Here is an 18,964-nt window from a genome sequence, read left to right as displayed (position 1 = left end):
AGCCTGCCGCCGCTGCCAGCCGCCCTGGCGACGCCGCCGGGCGCGGGGGCGGTGGCGGACGACGCCGGCGCGCGCCGGATCAAGCGCGGCGAGGCCGAGGGGCTGTTCACCGGACCGGCGGTGATCGTGGCCCACGCCGGGCTGACGGCGCGCCGGCTGGGGCTGGCCCCGCCGCCGCGCGGCCCGGGCCTTTTCGATGCGCTGGAGCTGTTCGCCTTCGTGCGGCCGGCCACCTTCTGCGCCCCCTCCCCCACCGGTCTGGCGCTGGCCGTCGGCCTGGCCGAGCCGGGCCCGGCCGAGGCCCAGGCCCTCGCCCTGCGCGAGGCCGCGGGCCTGCTGCTGGCCGAGCTGGCGCGGCCGGACTATCCGGGACGTGAGGCGGCCTTCACCCTCAACGAGACCCTCGGCCGCGCCGGCTGGCCCTGGGCCGACCATGTGCGCGCCGCCCTGTCGGCCCAGCCGCTGCGCGAGCGGCGCGAGCGGAGCGCGGGTCTCGACGTCTGGGCGCGCCTGCCGGAGTGGGAGGACGAGGCGCCGCGCGGCGAGGCCGGCTCGGCCCCGGTCGACAGCGAGAGCGCCCGCATCCGGCTGGAGAAACTGCTGCAGGCGGCCGGGCTGGACGAGGCGCGGCCGACCCAGTCCGACTACGCCGCCGAGGCCGCCTTCGCCTTCTCGCCCCGGGATGAGGAGGGCCGGCCGCGGGTGCTGCTGGCCGAGGCCGGCACCGGCACCGGCAAAACCCTCGGTTATCTGGCCCCCGCCAGCCTGTGGGCCGAGCGCAATGCGGGCGCGGCCTGGGTCTCGACCTACACCCGCGCCCTGCAGCGTCAGATCGATCGGGAGAGCGCCGGCCTGTGGCCCGACCCCGAGGTGCGCCGGAAGAAGGCCGTGGTCCGCAAGGGCCGCGAGAACTACCTCTGCCTGCTGAACCTGCAGGACATGGTCCAGGCCGCCCAGCTGGGCAACGGCGACCTGATCGGGGCGGCGCTGGTGGCGCGCTGGGCCCTGCACAGCCGCGACGGGGACATGACCGGCGGCGACTTCCCGGGCTGGCTGCCGGGCCTGTTCGCCGTCGCCCCGGGCGGCCAGGCCTCGGCCGCCAATCTCGTCGACCGGCGCGGCGAGTGCGTCCACGCCGCCTGCCCGCACTACCGCACCTGTTTCGTGGAGAAGACCATCCGCGCCAGCCGCCGCGCCGACCTGGTCATCGCCAACCATGCGCTGGTCATGACCCAGGCCGCCTTCGACGGCGCGCGGACGGCGCGGGGCCAGAAGGGCGACGCCGAGACCGCGGCCCTGAAGCGCATTGTCTTCGACGAGGGCCACCATCTGTTCGAGGCGGCGGACAGCGCCTTCTCCGCCTGCCTGTCAGGGCAGGAGGCCGCCGAGCTGCGCCGCTGGATCCGCGGGCCGGAGGGGCGCGGCCGGCGCGGGCGCGGGCTGGAGCAGAGGCTCGGCGAGCTGTGCGCGGACAACGAGCCGGCGGCCAAGGCGCTGAGCGACGCGATCCGCGCCGCGGCCGCCCTGCCCGGCGAGGGGGTGTCCGGCCGCATCGCCCCGGCCTCGGGCGAGATCAATCCGGTCGGGCCGATCGAGCGCTTCCTCGCCGCCGCCCTGGCCCAGCTGCGCGCCCGGGCGGCCGAGGGGGCCAGCTCCACGGAGTTCGGCCTCGAATGCGCCCTGCGCCCGGTCACCGAGCCGGTGCTGGAGTCGGCCCGGGCCGCCGCCCAGGCCCTCGCCGCGGTCGAGGCGCCGCTGCTGGCCCTGTCGCGGCATCTGGAAGACATTCTCGACGACGACGCGGCCGAGCTCGACAGCGGCGTGCGCGCCCGCATCGAGGGGGCGCTGCGCGGGCTGGACCGGCGCGCGCGCATGACCCTGCCCGGCTGGCGCGCCATGCTGGCGGCGCTGGAGGAGGCCTCCGACGAACCCGACCCGGACTTCGTCGACTGGCTGTCGGCCGAGGCCGCCTTCGGCCGCATCCAGGACGTGGCCCTGCGCCGCCACTGGATCGATCCGACCGTGCCGCTGGAGGCGGCCGTCATCATGCCGGCGCACGGGGTGCTGGTGACCTCGGCCACCCTGACCGACCCCGGCGCCCTTGAGGACGGCGGCGATCCGTTCGACGCGGCGCGGGTGCGCACCGGGGCCGCCCGTCTGATCGAGCCGGCGCGCACCCTGAAGGTCGAGAGTCCGTTCGACTACGCCGCCAACAGCCGGGTGCTGGTGGTCACTGACGTCGGCAAGGACGACCCGCGCCAGACCGCGGCAGCCATGCGCGAGCTGTTCCTCGCCGCCGGCGGCGGGGCGCTGGGCCTGTTCACCGCCATCCGCCGGCTCAAGGCGGTCTATGAGCGGCTGGGGCCGGAGCTGGCGAAGGCGGGCATCCCCCTCTACGCCCAGCACGTCGATCCGCTGGAAGTCGGGGCGCTGGTCGATGTGTTCCGCGCCGAGCGCGACAGCTGCCTGCTCGGTACGGACGCGGTGCGGGACGGCGTCGACGTGCCGGGCCGCTCGCTGCGGCTGCTGGCCTTCGATCGCGCGCCCTGGCCGCGGCCAGATCTGCTGCACCGGGCGCGGCGCCAGCGCTTCGGCGGTGAGGGCGCGGCCGGACGCGCCTGGGACGACGCGCTGGCCCGCGGGCGCATCGCCCAGGCCTTCGGCCGCCTGATCCGGCGCGCCGACGACCGCGGCGTGTTCGTCATGCTGGACGCCGCCACCCCGACCCGCCTGTTCGCCGCCCTGCCCCCGGGCACAGAGGTGCGCCGCCTCGGCCTCGCCGACGCGGTGGAGGTGGTGCGGGAGTTTCTCGGATAATCTCCTCCCCCGTAGCGAAGCGTATGGGGGAGGGGGACCACGCGCAGCGTGGTGGAGGGGGCGAGGGACGAGACGAAAACCTCACAGCGCGCGGCGCCTGCGGTCGCCCCCTCCACCGCTTCGCGGTCCCCCTCCCCCGTTTCACGGGGGAGGAGCGCTCAGGCCGCCGCCGCCTGTTTGCGGGCGTCGGCCCAGCGGATCAGGGCGGCGCGGGGCCAGGCGACGATCCACGAACGGGCGGTGTATTCGCCAGCCTCGATCATCGCCCGTCGGGTCGGCGAGGAGGCGGAGGCCCGCTGGGTGTGGATCTCGTCCGGCCCCTGGTGGACCATGAAGGCGCCGTGCCGCAGCGGGTTCAGCCGCAGATAGGCCAGCCGCGGGCTGATCGTCTCCAGCGGCGGGTCGTAGAACCAGCTGGAGCCCAGCATGCCAGCCATGTGCGGCCGCCGCTTCAGAATCTCCGCCGCGGTGGCCCAGGCGCGGTCCCAGCCGGCCTCATTGAAATCGCCCAGCTCGCGGCTCTCGGTGTGCACCTCCAGCCACGGCTTCCAGGCCTGGGCGCGGGCATAGTCGGCCACCACCGACCAGCCGTGGCCCTCGCGGGCGTGGCGCAGCACCTGGCCGGCCCCGAGCGGCGAGGACAGGTCGATCATCTGGGTGCGCGCCCCGGGCACGCTCAGCGCCAGCGACAGGCGCACGTCCTTGGCCCAGAAATCGCGGTCGTAGGGATCCTCGGCCGCGGTCAGGAAGGCGGCCATGCGCCCGATCCACTCGGGATAGAGGGCGTGGACTTCCGGCGGCAGGGTCTCTGCGGCGGCGCGCTGCGGCAACTCCAGCGCCCAGACCGCCACGAGCGCGCGACGGTGGGCATCTGTGAGGCGATTACCGAAGTGCGCTTCCAGCGCCGCCTCGGCGGCGTGCGACGGCAGGTCGAAGTTCCAGTGCGGGGCGGCCGCGGCGGCGTCGCGGGCGGCGAAAGGGGCGATGGCCTCCACCGCGGCGGCGTCGTCGGTCGACAGCCGGGCGAGGACGGCGCGGAAGGCGGCGGCGTGATCGGGCGCGAGCGTGTCCATGTCCCGCAGCCTGCCACAGGGCCGTATGTGAAGGCTTAAGCCGCGCCCGCGAGACGGCAGGGCCTGATCCACCAGTCGGGATGCGCCGCCTGGAGCCGCCCCGCTGCAGCCTCTGCCATTGCGGTGTCGCGGCACAGCCCGAAGACGGTCGCCCCGGACCCGGACATCCGCGCCAGCGCTACGCCCGGGTCGGCCCGGACGGCGGCAAGCGCCTCGCCGATACGGGGCTCCAGCCGCACCGCCGGGGCTTCCAGATCGTTCCGTTGCGCCGCCAGCCAGGCGATAACCTCGGCGACGGACCACTCGGCCGGCGGCTGCGGGAGATCGGCGGCGCCGGTCACGGCGGCGTCATAGGCGCGATAGACTGCACCCGTAGGCGACGGCGCGCCGGGATTGACCAGCACGGCGGCGAGCGGCGGCAGGCGCGTCTCGGGTTGCAGCGCATCGCCCCGGCCGGTCGCCCAGGCGGTTTCGGCGCGCAGACACATGGGCCCGTCCGCCCCGAGGGCGGCGGCGATGGCCTCCAGCGCCGCTGGCGACAGGGGCGCCCCGGCGAGATGGTTGGCCAGACGCAGGGCGGCGCCCGCGTCGGAAGACCCGCCCCCCAGACCCGCCGCGACCGGCAGCTGCTTGTCCAGCGTGGCCGCGAAGGCCGCCGGCGCGCCGACCGCCGCGGCGAAGGCCGACAGGGCCCGGGTGACCAGATTGTCGGTTTCGCCCGCCAGCGCCCCGGCGAAGGCGCCGGTGACCTCGAAGGCCCCCGCCTCCGCGCGACGCAGGCGCACGCGGTCGCCGACGTCGGCGAAAGCCACCAGACTGGCCAGCGGATGGTAGCCGTCCGCGGCCGGAGGGCCGACGTGCAGGAACAGGTTGACCTTGGCCGGCGCCAGGGCCTCGGCGACATCGCTCATGCCGGGCTCAGGGCTCCAGCGCGGCGGCGGCGGTCGTCGTCGTCGCCCCGGCAGGCTCAGCCTGCGCAGCCTCGAAGGCGTCCAACCCGATCGCCAGCTTGGCCTCGGCGGCGGCGCGTTCGTCGGCATCGGGATCCAGGGTCAGGACCCGGGCCCACTGGAAGCCGGCCTCCCGCCGGCGGCCGACCTTCCAGTAGGCGTCGCCGAGGTGGCCGTTGATCTCGGCGTTGGCCGGCTCCTTGGCCACCGCGGCCTCGAGCGTCTCGACCGCTTCCTCATAGAGTCCCTGCCGGTACTGGGCCCAGCCCAGCGAGTCCTGGATGTTGCCGTTCTCGGGCTCGGCGGCGAAGGCGCGGGCGATCATCTCGGCCCCCTGCTCCACCCGCAGCCCGCGATCGACCCACATATAGCCGAGGTAGTTGAGGATGGTGGCGTCCTCCGGCGCGGCCTGATGCGCCGCCCACAGTTCGGCCTCGGCTTCCGGGATGCGGCCAAGGGACTCATAGGCGGCGCCCCGCAGGAACCGCACCTCGGCCGCCTGCACCGGCGCGTTGAGCAAGGGCCCCGTCAGCAGATCGAGCGCGCCGCCCGGGTCCTCCGCCTGCAGCAGCAGCGCCGCGAGGGCATAGGCGGCGCCGGCGTCATGTGGCGCGACATTCAGCGCCGCCCGGGCCTCGCGGACGGCCCCCTCAAGGTCGCCATCCGCCTCGAGGCTGAAGGCGATGCCCAGACGCGCCGGCGCATAAAGCCCGGGACGCTCGGGGCCGATGGCGGCGAACACCTCGCGCGCCGCCGCGCGACGCTCGACCTGGGCCAGGGTCTGGCCCAGGCGAAGCCGCAGGGCGTCGTCGTTGTCGAGCGTCAGCGCCATCTGCAGATAGGCCACGGCGAACTCGCCGGCCTGATCGGCGACGGCGGCGGTGGCGGCGGCCATGAGAGCGGCGGCGGCGCCGGCCCTCAGGTCGACGAGGGCGGGCGGGCGGCCCCGGGCGTCGAGCCGGGCGAGGCCCTCCGGCGCGCGACCGGCCGGAGCGCCGGCGGCGGCATAGACCTCGCGCGCCTCATCGCGGCGGCCCCGGCGTTCGAGGAAGGCCCCGTAGTCGGCCCGGAACAGGGCGGCGTTGGGGGTGTCCCTGACGAGGGCGACCCAGGCCGCCTCGGCCTCGGCATGGCGACCGCGACGCTCGAGCAGTTGGGCGCGGCTGTAGCGCAGGAAGACGAGGGTGCGCGGGTCAGTAACCGTCGGCTCGGCCAGCGCCGCCGTCCAGTCGCCGGCGAGCGCCGCGGCCCAGGGGGCCAGGAGGGCGCCAGCGCGGGCGTGGGGCGCGCCGATCGGCTCGGCGGCAAGCGACGCATGCGCAGCGCGGGCGCGACCACGCGCGAGGGCCTCGACCGCCCGCGCCAGCCGTCCGGCCTCGACCAGCACCGGCGGGGCCGTCTCCGCGGTCGGCGCCGTCGCGGCGGCAAGGGTCATGTCGCCGGACAGCAGGGCCGCCGTGAAGGCCTGATCGGCGAGGCGGGTCTGGTCTGCGGCCAGGGTCCGGGCCGCGGCGAGATAGTCGGCGGCGACGCCGGCCTGCCCGCGGGCGAAGGCCGACCGGCCAGCGAGGAACAGGCCATAGGCCGAGCGCCCGTCAGCATCGATCAGGCGCCCGCTGAGATCGGGCCCCAGCCGGATGACGGGCCGGGCCTCCGCCGCCTGCGTCTCGCCGGGCGGCAGGAGCGCTCCGGACAGGACGGTCGCCGCGGCGACAAGAAGGGCAGGCTTGAGGCGTTCGGTCATGGTCGCGTCCGTTCGGGGAACCGACAGCCTCCCCGTTTTGCGTGGCCGCGGCAAGGCGGCGGCGCCCGCAGGCGCCGCCGGGGCTCACATATTGGGGTAGTTCGGGCCGCCGCCGCCTTCAGGCGTGGTCCAGACGATGTTCTGCGACGGATCCTTGATGTCGCAGGTTTTGCAGTGGACGCAGTTCTGGGCGTTGATGACGAACCGCGGGTCCGCCTTCGCCGCCTCGTCGCCATAGACCACCTCATAGACGCCGGCCGGGCAGTACAGGCGCGCCGGCTCGCCGTACTTCGGCAGGTTGACCTGGATGGGGACGGACGGGTCGATCAGCTTGAGGTGCGCTGGCTGCTCCTCGGCGTGATTGGTGTTGGAAATGAACACCGACGAGAGCTTGTCGAAGCTCAGCTTCCCGTCCGGCTTCGGATAGGCGATCGGCTTGTGCTGCGCCGCCGGCTCGGTCGAGGCGGCGTCGGTCTTGTCGTGCTTCAGGGTCGGGATAGGCGACCAGCCGCCCAGCAGGGTGCGGCACCACATGTCGAACATGCCCAGCGCACCGCCGAGAGTCGTGCCGAACTTCGACAGCAGCGGCTTGGCGTTCCGCACCAGCGCCAGCTCCTTGTAGACCCAGCTGGACTCGAAGGCGGTCTGGTACTCGACCAGTTCGTCGCCCGCGCGCCCGGCGCGGACCGCCTCATAGGCGGCGTCGGCGGCCAGCATGCCGGTCTTCATGGCGTTGTGGCTGCCCTTGATGCGGGGCACGTTGACGAAGCCGGCCGAGCAGCCGATCAGCACGCCGCCCGGGAAGCTGAGCTTCGGGATCGACTGCAGTCCGCCCTCGACGATCGCCCGCGCGCCGTAGGAGATGCGCGTGCCGCCCTCCAGATGCTCGGCGATGGCCGGATGATGCTTGAACCGCTGGAACTCGTCGAACGGCGACAGATGGGGGTTCCTGTAGTTCAGGTGCACCACATAGCCGATGGCCACGTAGCGGTCGCCGAAGTGGTACATGAAGCTGCCGCCGCCGGTCTTGTCGTCCAGCGGCCAGCCGGTGGTGTGCTGGGCCAGGCCGGGCCGGTGCTTTTCGGCCGGCACCTGCCACAGCTCCTTGAGCCCGATGCCGTACTTCTGCGGCGACCGGCCGTCCTGCAGCCGGTGGCGCGAGATGATGGTCTTGGCCAGCGAGCCGCGCACGCCCTCGGCGATGAAGACGTATTTGCCGTGCAGTTCGAGGCCGGGCTGGAAGTCGCCGGTGGGCTTGCCCTCGCGGTCGATGCCGAACACCCCGGCGACCACGCCCTTGACCCGGCCGGTCTCCTCTTCCCAGACCACATTGCTGGCGGCCATGCCCGGATAGACCTCGACGCCCAGCGCCTCCGCCTGCTCGCCCAGCCAGCGGGCGACATTGCCCAGCGAGGCGATGTAGCAGCCATCATTGTGCATGAACGGCGGCAGCAGCGGCATCGGCAGGGGCAGCTCGCCCTGCGGCCCCAGCAGCAGGAACTGGTCGTGCGTCACCGGCGTCTCGAGCGGCGCGCCGCGGGCCTTCCAGTCCGGGAACAGCTCGCCCAGCGCCTTCGGGTCGATCACCGCGCCGGACAGGATGTGGCCCCCGATCTCGGCGCTCTTCTCGAGCACGGCCACCGAAATCTCGGCCCCGTCCTTCTCGGCCCGCTGCTTCAGCCGGATCGCCGCAGCGAGGCCCGCGGGCCCGCCGCCGACGATCACGACGTCGTACTCCATGATCTCGCGCTCGACGCCCTGCAGCGCTTCCAGCGGCGGCAGATTGTCCAGGATGGCTTCCTGGCGGGCGCTGGCGGCCCCGCCTTCGATCGCTTGCTCGGCCAAGGTCGGCGTATCCTCGTGCGTTGAAGGGTCTTTTGACCGCTTATCCGTAGGTGACGCGGGGGCGGTCAAGGATTATCCCGGGTCTGGTCATGAACGCGCCCACCGACATTTCGCCTCAGGACGGCCGCGCGCTGGAGGCCCTGATGGCCTTCTGGGCCGAGGCGGGCGTCGATACGGCCTTCGAGGACGCGCCGGTCGACCGGCTGGCCGCGCCAGCCCCACCGCCGCCCGTGCCGGTCCGGCCCACTGCCCCGGTCGCGCTCGCCGCCGCCGGGACGGCGGATCCCGACACCGCCGCGGCCGAAGCCCGCGCGCTCGCCGCCGCCTGCGCCGACCTCGACGCCCTCGCCGCCGCCATCGCCGCCTTCGAGGGCTGCCCCCTGAAGGGCATGGGCGCGCGGCAGGCGGTGTTCAGCCGCGGCCGGCCCGACGCGCCGCTGATGATCATCGGCGAGGGGCCGGGCGCCGAGGAAGACGCCCGGGGCCAGCCGTTCGTCGGTCGCGCCGGCCAGCTGCTGGACCGCATGCTCACGGCGGCCGGACTGGCTGATCAGGTGTTCATCACCAATACCGTCTTCTGGCGGCCGCCGGGCAACCGCACCCCGAGCCCGGAAGAGCAGCGGGTCTGCGCCCCGTTCGTCGAGCGCGCCTTCGCCCTCGTTCGTCCCCGTGTGGTGCTGCTGCTGGGGGCGGCCGCGGCCCGCTCGGTGCTCCGGGCCGAGGAAGGGGTGATGAAGCTGCGTGGCCAGTGGAAGGACTGGCGGCTGCCCGAGGGCGCCATCGAGGCCCCGGTGATGACCACCCTGCACCCGGCCTTCCTGCTGCGGCAGCCGCAGGCCAAGGGCGCGGTCTGGTCGGATCTTCTCGAGGTCGCGGCGCGGCTCGACGCCGGACGTTGAGCCTTATTCCGGGCGGATCACGGCGCAGGTGACGCGCCGGGCCCCGAGCGCCTCGCACGCCTCACGCGCCGCCTCCTCGGTCAGGCCGACGAAGCGCGAGCGATACCATTCGCCGGCGGTCTGGACCGTCTGTTCCGTGCCGCGGAACTGGGCGCGGAAACGGCGATTGACCTCGGTCAGCCAGCCCTGGGCCACCTCGCGGTCACGAAAGGCCCCGACCTGCACGGCCCAGCGGCCGGCCGGCTCGGGCCGGGCCGGGGCCGGGGTCGCCGCGGCGGCGCGCGCCGGGGCCGCCGGCGCCGCGCGACCGCCGTTGAGGCGGTCAGTCACGCTCAGCCCCGCGGTATCCGCCGCAGGTCCGGCGGCCAGCGCCACGAGGGCGGTGCCCACGGTATCGGCGTCACTGCCCGCGGCGGTCGGTCCTTCCGCCGGCGTGCGATCGAGCGAGGCGTAGGCCACCGGCCCGTCCCCCAGCCGGGTGTCGCCACCGACGCCGAACCCGCGCTGCTCGAAGAAGGTCTGGGCCAGTTGCACCGGCTGTTCGCCGCGCCGCAGGGCCTCGAACTCGAAGGCGGTGTTCATCAGCTCGGCGACATGGGCGTTGCGCGAGGCGGTCGACCGGCCGCCCAGCACAATGGTGTTGACCCGACGCCCGTCGCGCACCGCCGAGGCCGCGAGATTGTAGCCCGACGCGTTGGTGTAGCCGGTCTTGATGCCGTCATAGCCCGAGCCGCTGTGCAGCAACCCGTTGGTGTTGGCGTACTCCCGGCCGTTGTACACCCAGTGGTGCTGCCCGAAGTAGTGATAGTACTGGGGGAAGTCCCGCATGACGGCGCGGGTCAACACCGCGAGGTCGCGCGCCGTGGTCAGCTGGCGGGCGTCGGGCAGGCCGTGCGGGTTGACGAAGCGCGTCTGGCTCATGCCGAGCTGCTGCGCCTTCAGCGTCATCTGCGCCGAAAAGCGGGCCTCGGAGCCGCCGACATGCTCGGCCAGGGCCACGGCCATGTCGTTGGCCGAGCGCACCGCCAGCGAGCGCATGGCGTCATCCACCGTGATGGTCGCGCCGGCCGGCAGGCCGAGCTTGGACGGGGGCTGCGACGCGGCGCGCGGCGAGACAGTGATCTCGTCGGTCAGGTTGATGCGGCCCTCCGCCAGGGCTTCGAACGCCATGTAGAGCGTCATGACCTTGGTGATGGAGGCCGGATAGCGACGGGCGTCGGCATGGCGGGCGAACAGCACCTCGCCCGAGGCGGCGTCGACCACGATGGCGGCGTAACGGACGTTCTCGCCGGACTGCGCGACCACGGGCGGCGACGAGGGCGACGCCGACAGGACCAGGGCCAGGACGGCGGCGAGGGGAACGGCTCGGCGAAGCGGACTCATCTTCGGACGTGCGGCCTCTACTGCGGCTGGGCGACGGCGACAGCCCCGACACGGGACGGAAGCAAGCCCCATACCATGCCGAAGTCGGCTTGCGGTTGGGTTAACGCACCCTGAACAGACTTGTGAAGCCGTCTCCCCCCTCGATTGATAAGATGAATGCCGATCACATTGTGCATTGCACAATCGTCCTTGACCCCTCTTCGCTATTGCAGCATAAGACGCGCGTGCTCGGGCTCGCCCGGCGCGAGAAAAAATTAGCGTCCACGCGCAAGCTTCAGGAGCTCCCCCAATGGCCGACAGCGCTGAAACCGTGAAGAAAACCGTCGAACAAGCCACCACCGCCGCCAAGGCGACCGCCGAGAAGGCCCAGGCCGCCGGCGCCCAGGCGTTCCGCGAGACCATCGACCGCTCGGTCGCTGGCCTCACCGAGATCTCCTCGCACGGCAAGAAGAACCTCGAAGCCATGGTCGAGTCGGCCACGGCCGCCCAACGTGGCGCCGAGGCCCTGTCGCAGCAGGCGATGGCCTACTCGAAGAAGACCCTCGAGCAGAACCTGAGCGCCGCCCAGTCGCTGGCTTCGGCCCGCTCGGTGCAGGAACTGGTCGAGCTGCAGACCACCTTCGCCAAGTCGGCGATCGAGACCTACCTGTCGGAAGTCACCAAGATGACCGACACCCTGACGGCCTCGATGAAGGACAGCTTCAAGCCGATCAACGAGCGCGTCACCGCCTCGGTCGAGCGCTTCCAGGCCGCCCGCTAAGCTTGCGGACGTTCGAAGACGATCAAGGGCCTCCGGGGCGACCCGGGGGCCCTTTTCGCGTCAGCCCGCCAGCACGCCTTCGTGGCGCAGCAGCCAGGCCTTGCGCGCCACCCCGCCGGCATAGCCGGTCAGGGCGCCCGAGGCCCCGATCACCCGGTGACAGGGCACGATCAGCGCCACGGGATTGGCCCCGTTGGCCAGCCCGACCGCCCGCACCGCCTTCGGCGTCCCCAGCGACGCCGCCAGCACGCCATAGCTGCGCGTCTCACCGGCCGGGATGGCGCGCAGGGCGCTCCATACGCTCCGCTGGAACGGCGTGCCGCCCATCCGCACGGACAGCCGGTCCAGCGCCGTGACCTCGCCGTCAAAGTAGGCCGCGAGGGCCTCCGCGACGGCGCGGGGCGGATCACCCGGCGCGGGCGCGACCGGGCCGTGGTAGCGCAGGAGGAGACGTCTCAGGCGATCCTCGAAGTCCGCGAAGTCGAGGGCGAGCACAGCCCCCTCCTCATCCGTAACGAGGATGACAGGCGCCAGGGGCGTCCCGACGCGGGACACGACGAGACGGGACGCGACGGTCAGCATGGCGCAGCTCCGGCAGTCAGGGGTGTGAGACAGGGCTCCGCGTCGCGCAGGTGGCGCAGGGCGTAGCCCTCCCAGGGCCGCCAGGCGTCCGCGATGACGGCCTCTGGCGCGACGAGCGGCGGCGCGGCGGGGTCTGCGTCCCAGCGGCCGACCACGCGCAGCCCGGGACGCCGGGTCACACGGTCGCGCAGGCGCGGGTCCGCGGAGAGGTCGCGCCCGATCACCTCGGGGTCCGCCGAGAGGTCGAACAGCCGTCGGACCCGGGCCAGCAGCCGGGGCAGGACCCGCAGATCGGACACGGACGCCGTGAGGTCGAGGCGGCCGGGCGCGAGGCGCGCCTCCAGCCAGCCCTCGGCGCCGTCCTCAGGGCAGAGGTCCCGACGCCAGACCCCGCGCTCGACCGTCTCGCCGGCGGCGGCGAGGTCGGCGAGGACCTGGGCGGCGTCGTAGGGTTCGCGCAGGGGCAGGCCGAGCCGCACGCCCCCCTCCCCGCGCCCGGCCGGGACGCGACGACGCCGCAGCGCCGAGGGCGGACGGCCGTACAGGGCCTGAAAGGTCTCGTTGAAGCGACGCACGCTGCCGAAGCCGGCCGCCAGGGCGATCTTCGCCATCGACAGGTCGCTGTCGTGCAGCAGCGCCCGGGCCAGCAGCACCCGCCGCGTCTGGGCCACCGCCACCGGGGCCGCGCCGAGGTGTTGCCGGAACAGCCGGCGCAGGTGGCGCCCGCCGACGCCGAGGCGTTCGGCCAGCCGCTCCACATCGCCCTCATCCAGCGCGCCGCCCTCGATCAGGGCCAGCGCCCGGCTGACCGTGCTGGAGGAACCGCGCCAGGCGCCCATGTCCGGCGCGGTTTCAGGACGGCAGCGCAGGCAGGGGCGGAAGCCGCGCGCCTCGGCGGCAGCGGCGCTCTCGGCGAAGCGGACATTCTCACGCTTCGGCGTCCGCGCCGGGCACACGGGGCGGCAGTAGATGCCGGTCGTCAACACACAGGTGAAGAAGCGCCCGTCAAAGCGGGCGTCGCGCGACGTCAGGGCGCGGTAGCAGGCTTCGGCGTCAAGAGGGGCGGCGGGGACGTCCATGGCCCCACCCTGCCCCCGATCGCCGTCTGCGTCTCGCGGCTTTCGGACTCCGGCGTGATCGTCACGCCGCAAAGCCGGGAGCCAGGATCAGCGCTGGCGGGCCTTGCGGGCGGCGTAGCGCTCGTCGCGACGCGCCTTCTGCTCTTCCTTGGTGAGCTGCTTGCGGGCCTTACGCTCGGCGCGCTTGGCGGCGAGTTCACCCTCTTCGGCTTCCAGCGCCTGCGCCAGACGCGCCGCCTCGGCCTCGGCCTTGAGACGCCGCTGCTCGGCCTTCTCCAGTTCGCGCTGGCGACGCAGTTCCTCGCGCTCAGCCTCGCGCTGGGCGCGGACAGCCTCGAAATCGGCGGCCGGGACGTGCGGCTTGGGCTTGAACTTGGCGAGCAGGGCCTTGCGGGCTTCCGCCTGGGCGGAGAGACGATCGGTGAAGCCGGTCTGTTTCAGATCGCGCATGCGCGGGGGATCATTCCTTGGGCATCAGGACGCCGCGCCGGCGCGAAGACCGGGGCGCATACGTCGCTTTCGATTGGGAAGCGCCGCGCAACGCACCGGTCGGCGCCTCGCACAGCCCGGACGCGCGATGGCGTCGGCCTGCGGCAAATAGGCTGCCCGACCGGTGATCGCAAGCTGAAATGGCCGGGACGCCGCCGTCCGGGGGCTCAGTCCGGCTTCTGCGCCTGCCCCACGGCGGCGCCCGCAGCGCCGCCCACCGCTGCGCCCACGGGCCCGGCCACGACGGCGCCAGCGACAGCGCCGGTGGCCGCCTTCTGCTCGATGGTGGCGCCGCAGGCGGTCAGCAGACCGGCGACACCGAGGACGACAAGGGCGGGACCAAGCGACGAACGCATGACGACTCTCCTGTGGACTACCTTCAGGAACGCCCGGGCCCAGGGCGGGTTCCGGCCAAGCAACAGTCCTCAAGCCGGCCTCACACGCCTCACGCGAAGACAATGTTTCCGTGCGCGCTTCAGAAGTAAACAAGCTATCGCGCCAAGTAGTCCGAGGTTGTACAGCGAGCCCCTTGGCGACGCTGGCTTTTTTGGTCTGTGGAGCGGGCTGACGCGCCCGGCGGGTGCTGACAGAGGGCCGCGCCTTGCGAATCGAACACATTGCCGCCATATTAACGGCTATACAGGCGCGCTCTGTAGCGGCTCCGCACGGCCGCTGACCTGCCGGGACCCGATGGCTGTCGGGCACCCGAGACGACCCGGGGGCGACGTTTCCCGCCCTGCCGTATAGGACGCCTTGCTTGTCGACTCTCTCGCCGCGACCGCCTTTGCGCGCCGCCTCCATGGTCCGTGTCAAACCTGCCCATGCCGCCGTCGCCGTTGGCGTTCTGGCCGGTCTGGCGATCGGGTGCGCCTATGCCGGCGGCATGGCGGCCAAGGCGACGACGGTGCGGGCGCAGGTCGAGCGGCTCGAAGGCGCCTCGTCGGCAGGCTTTACGGAAGAGGCGCTCGCCGCCGCCGCGGGTGGTCTGGACGCCAGCGCCCTGGCCATCGCCCGTCGTCACGATCCCTACAGCGTCGCCGGGCCCACCCAGCGCGACCGTAATGCCGAGCTGATGACCGCCCGGCTTGAGGATCTTCGCGCGCGGTCGAGCGGTGAGACCGGCCTGCGCCGCGTCAATCTGACCACGCCCGCCCGGCCGTTCCAGTTCTCGGGCGCTCTCGACGCCTCGCGCGACCTCGAGTGCCTGACCCAGGCCGTCTATTACGAGGCGCGCGGCGAAGGCCGCGCCGGCATGCAGGCGGTGGCCCAGGTCGTGCTGAACCGCGCCCGCCACCCCGCCTTCCCCAAGACCATCTGCGGCGTCGTCTTCCAGGGCGCCGCGCGCCAGACCGGCTGCCAGTTCAGCTTTACCTGCAACGGCGCCATGCGCGGCGCGGTCAACCGGTCGGCCTGGACGCGCGCCCGCGACGTCGCCGCCCGCGCCCTGTCGGGCGAGGTCTTCGCCGCTGTCGGCACCGCGACACACTTCCACACCACCGCGGTCAGCCCGCGCTGGCGGCACAGCCTGCTGCAGGTGACCCAGGTCGGCGACCATGTCTTCTACCGTTTCGGCGGTCGGGCTGGAGCCAATGCGGCCTTCGCCTACGAACCCGCCCCGTCGGCTGCGCCGGCGGAAACGCCCGTCATGGCCAGCCTCGACCCCACCGAGCCGGTGCGCCAGGCGGGCCAGGCTGTGGCCTATTCGCTGATCCTGGCGCAGGAGGGGATGGCGGCCCCGGCGCCGACGGGCCGCACCCCGTCGGACGCCTCTGCCCCGACCGCGGACGACGCGGCGGCCCCGGCCACGGCCACCCTTCAGGACGCCGACGCGCCGCGCAGCTGACGTCTCAGTCGGTCTCCACATTCCATTGGGTCGTGAGGTTTTCGGTGAGATTGCCGAACGGCCTCGGCGCGTCCGCGGCCGGCGGCGCGTCACCGTCGGCGTCCGGCTTCTCCTCCGGTGGGCGAGCCGCGAGGTCGAACGGTTCAGGGATCGGTTGAAGCTCAGGCGGGCGCGAGGGGGACACGAAACACCTCCGGAATGACCCCGGATCAACCGTCCGGGCCTGCACCGGGTTCCGCGAGACGGCTCAGATCACGTCGAGGCCGACATCCAGCGCCGGGGCCGAGTGGGTCAGGGCCCCGACCGAGATCACGTCGACGCCCGTCTCCGCGATGGCGCGAACCGTCTCCAGCGACACCCCGCCCGACGCCTCCAGCACCGGCCGCACCGGCTCCCGCCCGGCCCGGACTACGGCCTCGCGCAGTTGCGGCAGTTCAAAATTGTCGAGCATGATCACATCCGGCCGCTCGACGAGGGCCAGATCGAACTGGTCGAGGGTGTCGACCTCCACCTCCACCCGCACCAGATGACCGGCCGACGCCCGCGCGGCGCGGATCGCCGCCGCGACCCCGCCGCAGACGGCGATATGGTTGTCCTTGATCAGGATCGCGTCATCGAGGCCGAAGCGATGGTTCACGCCGCCGCCGCAGCGCACGGCGTGCTTCTCCAGCGCCCGCAGCCCGGGTGTGGTCTTGCGCGTATCGGCGATGCGCGCGCCGGTCCCGGCCACCGCCTCGACATAGGCGCGGGTCAGGGTGGCCACGCCACACAGCCGGCCGACCAGATTGAGCAGGGTGCGTTCCGCGGCGAGCAGGGCGCGGGCGTCGCCTTCCATGCGCACGAGCGGCGCCCCGGCCGCGACGGCGTCGCCGTCCGTCGCCAGCAGCTCGACCGTCGCCTGAGGGGCCAGAAGGCGCACGGTCAGCGGGGCGATCGCCAGCCCGGCGACCACCCCGGCCCGACGGGCGGCGACCACCGCCCGCATGCGGGTTCCGGCCGGCACGCAGGCGGCGGCGGTCAGGTCCCCGGCGCGCCCGAGGTCCTCGTGCAGGGCCAGACGAACGACGGGCTCTATGAGAAGGTCAGGCAGGGCGTTCATGCGGCGGCGGTGCTCGGGGTCGGCGGGCGGCGCAGCCGGCTGTGACGCGCCTCGGCGAGGGGTTCAGGGAAGTCGGTACGGTAGTGGCCGCCGCGGCTCTCGCGACGGTCCAGCGCCGCGCGCGCGATCAGGCCGGCGGCGACCAGCGGCGGCGCGTCCGGCGCCGTGCGCTCCAGCCGGGCGAGCAGGTCCAGCAGGCGGGTCAGGCGGGCGGCGTCGCGCACCACGCCGGCCTCGGCCGTCATGGCCTCGCGCAGTTCGCCCAGCGCCCCGGGCGCCAGGTCCGGCGGAACCTCGCCGCCGAGGACTGAGGTCCGACCGGAGACCTCGACGGGTCCCGCCGCCGCCAGACGGCCGGCCCGGCGACCGAAGGCGGCCGCTTCCAGCAGCGAGTTGGACGCCAGACGGTTGGCGCCGTGCACGCCCGTGGCGGCGCACTCGCCGACCGCGAACAGGCCCGCCAGGCCGGTGCGCCCGTCCGCGTCCGCGGCGATGCCGCCCATGTGGTAGTGGGCCGCCGCCGCGACCGGGATCGGCGCTTCACGGGGATCCAGCCCCGCGCCCATGCAGGCGGCGAACACCGCCGGAAAATGCGTCGGGAAATGCGCCCCGATCGCCGCTCGCGCGTCGAGGAAGGCGCCGCGGCCGGACTGGCGGGCGGCGTGGACGGCGCGGGCCACCACGTCGCGGGGGGCGAGGTCAGCCTCGGCCGCCTCGCCAAGCAGGAAGCGGCCCTCGCCGTCGATCAACCGGGCCCCCTCCCCGCGCAGCGCCTCGGTGGCGAGCGGGGCCGGGTCAAGGCCGACGTCGATGGCCGTCGGGTGAAACTGGACGAACTCGGGATCGAGGATCTCTGCCCCCGCCAGCGCCGCCAGCGCCAGGCCTTCGCCCTTCAGCGCGGCCGGGGTGGTGGTCACGGCGTAAAGCCCGCCGACCCCGCCGGTGGCGAGGATCACGGCCGGGGCGAGGATCTCGGTCAGCCGGCCGTCGCGCTCGATGACGACGCCGCGCACCTGCCCGCCGGCGTCCTGCAGCAGGGCGCGCAGCCGGCCGTTCTCGAGGGTGCGGACGTGCGGCGCCGCGCGCACGGCGGCGACCAGGGCCGACAGGATGGCGCGGCCGGCGCCGTCGCCGCCGACCCGCGCGACGCGGGCGACGCTGTGCGCCGCCTCGAGGCTGACGCTGAAGCCGCCGTCGGCGTCCCGGTCGAAGGGCGCGCCCAGCGCCGCCAGCCACTCGACCGTGGCCTGGCCGTCTTCGGTCAGGGCGCGCGCGGCCTCGGGCGCGACCAGACCGGCGCCGGCGATCTCGGTGTCGCGGGCGTGCAGCCCGGGCGAGTCGGCGCGGGTCAGGGCTGCGGCCAGCCCGCCCTGGGCCCAGGCCGAGGCGCAGGCCTGCAGCAGCGGCGCGGGGGTCACCAGCAGGGTCGGCCGCGGCGCGGCCTCCAGCGCCGCCGACAGGCCGGCGAGGCCGCCGCCGATGACCAGCGGTCCGTCGTGGACCTGACGATCGCGAACCGGGCGCATCAGATCAGCTCCATCCCGTTTCCGGCCGCGCCCACGAGCGCCGGCCAGGCGCCGAGCGCCCCGACGCCGACGCAGGCGGCGGCGGTGAGCAGGAACAGGGCGACGCTCTTGCCCGCCTCGCCCCAGGTCAGCTGACGGCCCTCGGGCCGCCAGGCGCCGCGGCGGATGTGCGAAAACAGGGCGAGAGCGAGGAAGGCGGCGAAGATCCACGCGCCATTGCTGAAGCCCCACCAGATGGCCGCCGCGCCGACGGCGATCATCGCCGCCATCTCCAGCGCCGGATGGATGCGCGCCAGCACCGGACCGAGGGCCTTGGAGCCGTCGAGCGGCGGGGCCGGGGCGAGGTTGACGAGATTGAGGAAGGCGATGGCCGCCACGCCCTGCAGCCACAGGGGGTCGCCGGTGATCAGGTTACCGGCGAAGAAGGGGATGGCCGCCAGCAGCCCGAAGGCCGGGCCGGCGAGCGAGACCTTGACCCCGTCCCACTCGCTGGCCGGGAGGCGCTGACTGCGGGCGACGCCGCCGAGGAAGGGGATGATGTAGATACGGGCCGGCCCCATGCCGAGCCGGTTCATGGCCAGCACATGGCCGTACTCGTGCACGAACAGCCCGAACACGGCGGCGATGGCGATCATCCAGCTCTGGGTGATCCACCAGATGAAGCCGCCCAGCAGCAGGGTCGAGACCAGCGCCCAGAGCGGGTTCTGACCGCGGTCCAGCGGCGGCGCGGCGGGGGTCGGCCGTGCGGGGGCGGTCGCCGCCGGCGCCGGGAGCGGCGGGGGCGGCGCGCGGCCGTCGCGGGGGCCCCAGGGGCCGGAAGTGTCGATGTCGCTCATGCCCCGGACGTGGCTCCGGCCGTCGCGCCGGGCAAGGCC

Annotated in this window: 17 protein-coding genes; 4 read left to right on the top strand and 13 right to left on the bottom strand. The window is 73.8% G+C overall.

Annotation, left to right across the window (positions count from 1 at the left end; all coding sequences use genetic code 11):
* Positions 1-51: 51 nt before the first annotated feature.
* Positions 52-2,817 carry an ATP-dependent DNA helicase gene (locus VGN74_RS14050; protein WP_327449517.1) on the top strand — a complete coding sequence of 922 codons (2,766 nt, stop codon included), beginning with the start codon at positions 52-54 and terminating at the stop codon, positions 2,815-2,817.
* A gap of 158 nt (positions 2,818-2,975) precedes the next feature.
* Here VGN74_RS14050 and VGN74_RS14045 read toward each other — a convergent pair whose 3' ends face one another.
* From VGN74_RS14045 to VGN74_RS14030, 4 genes are all read right to left on the bottom strand, one after another.
* Entirely contained in the window at positions 2,976-3,890 is a 915-nt protein-coding gene (locus VGN74_RS14045) for a hypothetical protein (RefSeq protein ID WP_327449264.1), read from the bottom strand.
* Between the two features lie 35 nt (positions 3,891-3,925).
* A complete protein-coding gene (locus VGN74_RS14040) occupies positions 3,926-4,801 on the bottom strand; it encodes a 4-(cytidine 5'-diphospho)-2-C-methyl-D-erythritol kinase (RefSeq protein ID WP_327449261.1) in 876 nt (291 codons plus the stop codon).
* A gap of 7 nt (positions 4,802-4,808) precedes the next feature.
* The gene (locus VGN74_RS14035) at positions 4,809-6,584 is read right to left on the bottom strand and encodes a tetratricopeptide repeat protein (protein WP_327449259.1); all 1,776 of its coding nucleotides are present in this window, start codon (positions 6,582-6,584) and stop codon (positions 4,809-4,811) included.
* Positions 6,585-6,668: 84 nt separating this feature from the next.
* Positions 6,669-8,324, bottom strand: a complete 1,656-nt coding sequence (locus tag VGN74_RS14030) for an electron transfer flavoprotein-ubiquinone oxidoreductase (protein ID WP_327449515.1) — start codon at positions 8,322-8,324, stop codon at positions 6,669-6,671.
* A 194-nt stretch (positions 8,325-8,518) separates the two neighbouring features.
* Here VGN74_RS14030 and VGN74_RS14025 point away from each other — a divergent pair, with 194 nt between their 5' ends.
* Positions 8,519-9,328 carry a uracil-DNA glycosylase gene (locus tag VGN74_RS14025; protein WP_327449257.1) on the top strand — a complete coding sequence of 270 codons (810 nt, stop codon included), beginning with the start codon at positions 8,519-8,521 and terminating at the stop codon, positions 9,326-9,328.
* 3 nt (positions 9,329-9,331) lie between these two features.
* On the opposite strand, the gene VGN74_RS14020 is transcribed toward VGN74_RS14025, so the two are convergent.
* The gene (locus tag VGN74_RS14020; RefSeq protein ID WP_327449255.1) at positions 9,332-10,711 is read right to left on the bottom strand and encodes a D-alanyl-D-alanine carboxypeptidase family protein; all 1,380 of its coding nucleotides are present in this window, start codon (positions 10,709-10,711) and stop codon (positions 9,332-9,334) included.
* A 289-nt stretch (positions 10,712-11,000) separates the two neighbouring features.
* Between VGN74_RS14020 and VGN74_RS14015 the strand changes: the two genes are divergently transcribed.
* Entirely contained in the window at positions 11,001-11,471 is a 471-nt protein-coding gene (locus VGN74_RS14015; RefSeq protein ID WP_327449253.1) for a TIGR01841 family phasin, read from the top strand.
* Between the two features lie 60 nt (positions 11,472-11,531).
* Here the strand turns inward: VGN74_RS14015 and VGN74_RS14010 are convergent, their stop codons facing one another.
* From VGN74_RS14010 to VGN74_RS13995, 4 genes are all read right to left on the bottom strand, one after another.
* Positions 11,532-12,053, bottom strand: a complete 522-nt coding sequence (locus VGN74_RS14010) for a methylated-DNA--[protein]-cysteine S-methyltransferase (RefSeq protein ID WP_327449251.1) — start codon at positions 12,051-12,053, stop codon at positions 11,532-11,534.
* Positions 12,047-13,132: a bifunctional transcriptional activator/DNA repair enzyme AdaA gene (locus VGN74_RS14005; RefSeq protein ID WP_327449249.1), complete on the bottom strand. Its 1,086-nt coding sequence runs from the start codon at positions 13,130-13,132 to the stop codon at positions 12,047-12,049. Before VGN74_RS14005 ends, VGN74_RS14010 begins: the two co-directional genes overlap by 7 nt.
* 87 nt (positions 13,133-13,219) lie before the next feature.
* Positions 13,220-13,582: a DUF6481 family protein gene (locus VGN74_RS14000; protein ID WP_327449248.1), complete on the bottom strand. Its 363-nt coding sequence runs from the start codon at positions 13,580-13,582 to the stop codon at positions 13,220-13,222.
* Between the two features lie 206 nt (positions 13,583-13,788).
* Complete coding sequence (locus tag VGN74_RS13995) at positions 13,789-13,977, bottom strand: hypothetical protein (protein ID WP_327449246.1); 189 nt, start codon at positions 13,975-13,977, stop codon at positions 13,789-13,791.
* A 443-nt stretch (positions 13,978-14,420) separates the two neighbouring features.
* On the opposite strand from VGN74_RS13995, the gene VGN74_RS13990 reads away from it, so the two are divergent.
* Entirely contained in the window at positions 14,421-15,464 is a 1,044-nt protein-coding gene (locus VGN74_RS13990; protein WP_327449244.1) for a cell wall hydrolase, read from the top strand.
* 4 nt (positions 15,465-15,468) lie between these two features.
* Here the strand turns inward: VGN74_RS13990 and VGN74_RS13985 are convergent, their stop codons facing one another.
* The 4 genes from VGN74_RS13985 to VGN74_RS13970 form a co-directional block, all read right to left on the bottom strand.
* On the bottom strand, positions 15,469-15,648 hold the full coding sequence (locus VGN74_RS13985) for a hypothetical protein (protein ID WP_327449242.1): 180 nt from the start codon (positions 15,646-15,648) through the stop codon (positions 15,469-15,471).
* A gap of 63 nt (positions 15,649-15,711) precedes the next feature.
* The gene (gene nadC, locus VGN74_RS13980) at positions 15,712-16,563 is read right to left on the bottom strand and encodes a carboxylating nicotinate-nucleotide diphosphorylase (protein ID WP_327449240.1); all 852 of its coding nucleotides are present in this window, start codon (positions 16,561-16,563) and stop codon (positions 15,712-15,714) included.
* The gene (locus tag VGN74_RS13975; RefSeq protein WP_327449238.1) at positions 16,560-18,089 is read right to left on the bottom strand and encodes an L-aspartate oxidase; all 1,530 of its coding nucleotides are present in this window, start codon (positions 18,087-18,089) and stop codon (positions 16,560-16,562) included. The genes nadC and VGN74_RS13975 overlap by 4 nt, the downstream gene beginning before the upstream one ends.
* Positions 18,089-18,925, bottom strand: coding sequence for a metalloprotease (locus tag VGN74_RS13970; RefSeq protein ID WP_327449236.1), 837 nt, complete (start codon positions 18,923-18,925; stop codon positions 18,089-18,091). The genes VGN74_RS13975 and VGN74_RS13970 overlap by 1 nt, the downstream gene beginning before the upstream one ends.
* Between the last annotated feature and the right edge of the window lie 39 nt (positions 18,926-18,964).

Origin of the sequence: Brevundimonas sp. (assembly GCF_035998205.1) — a bacterium.
Lineage (GTDB): Bacteria > Pseudomonadota > Alphaproteobacteria > Caulobacterales > Caulobacteraceae > Brevundimonas.
This window is presented reverse-complemented; position numbering and strand designations above follow the sequence as displayed.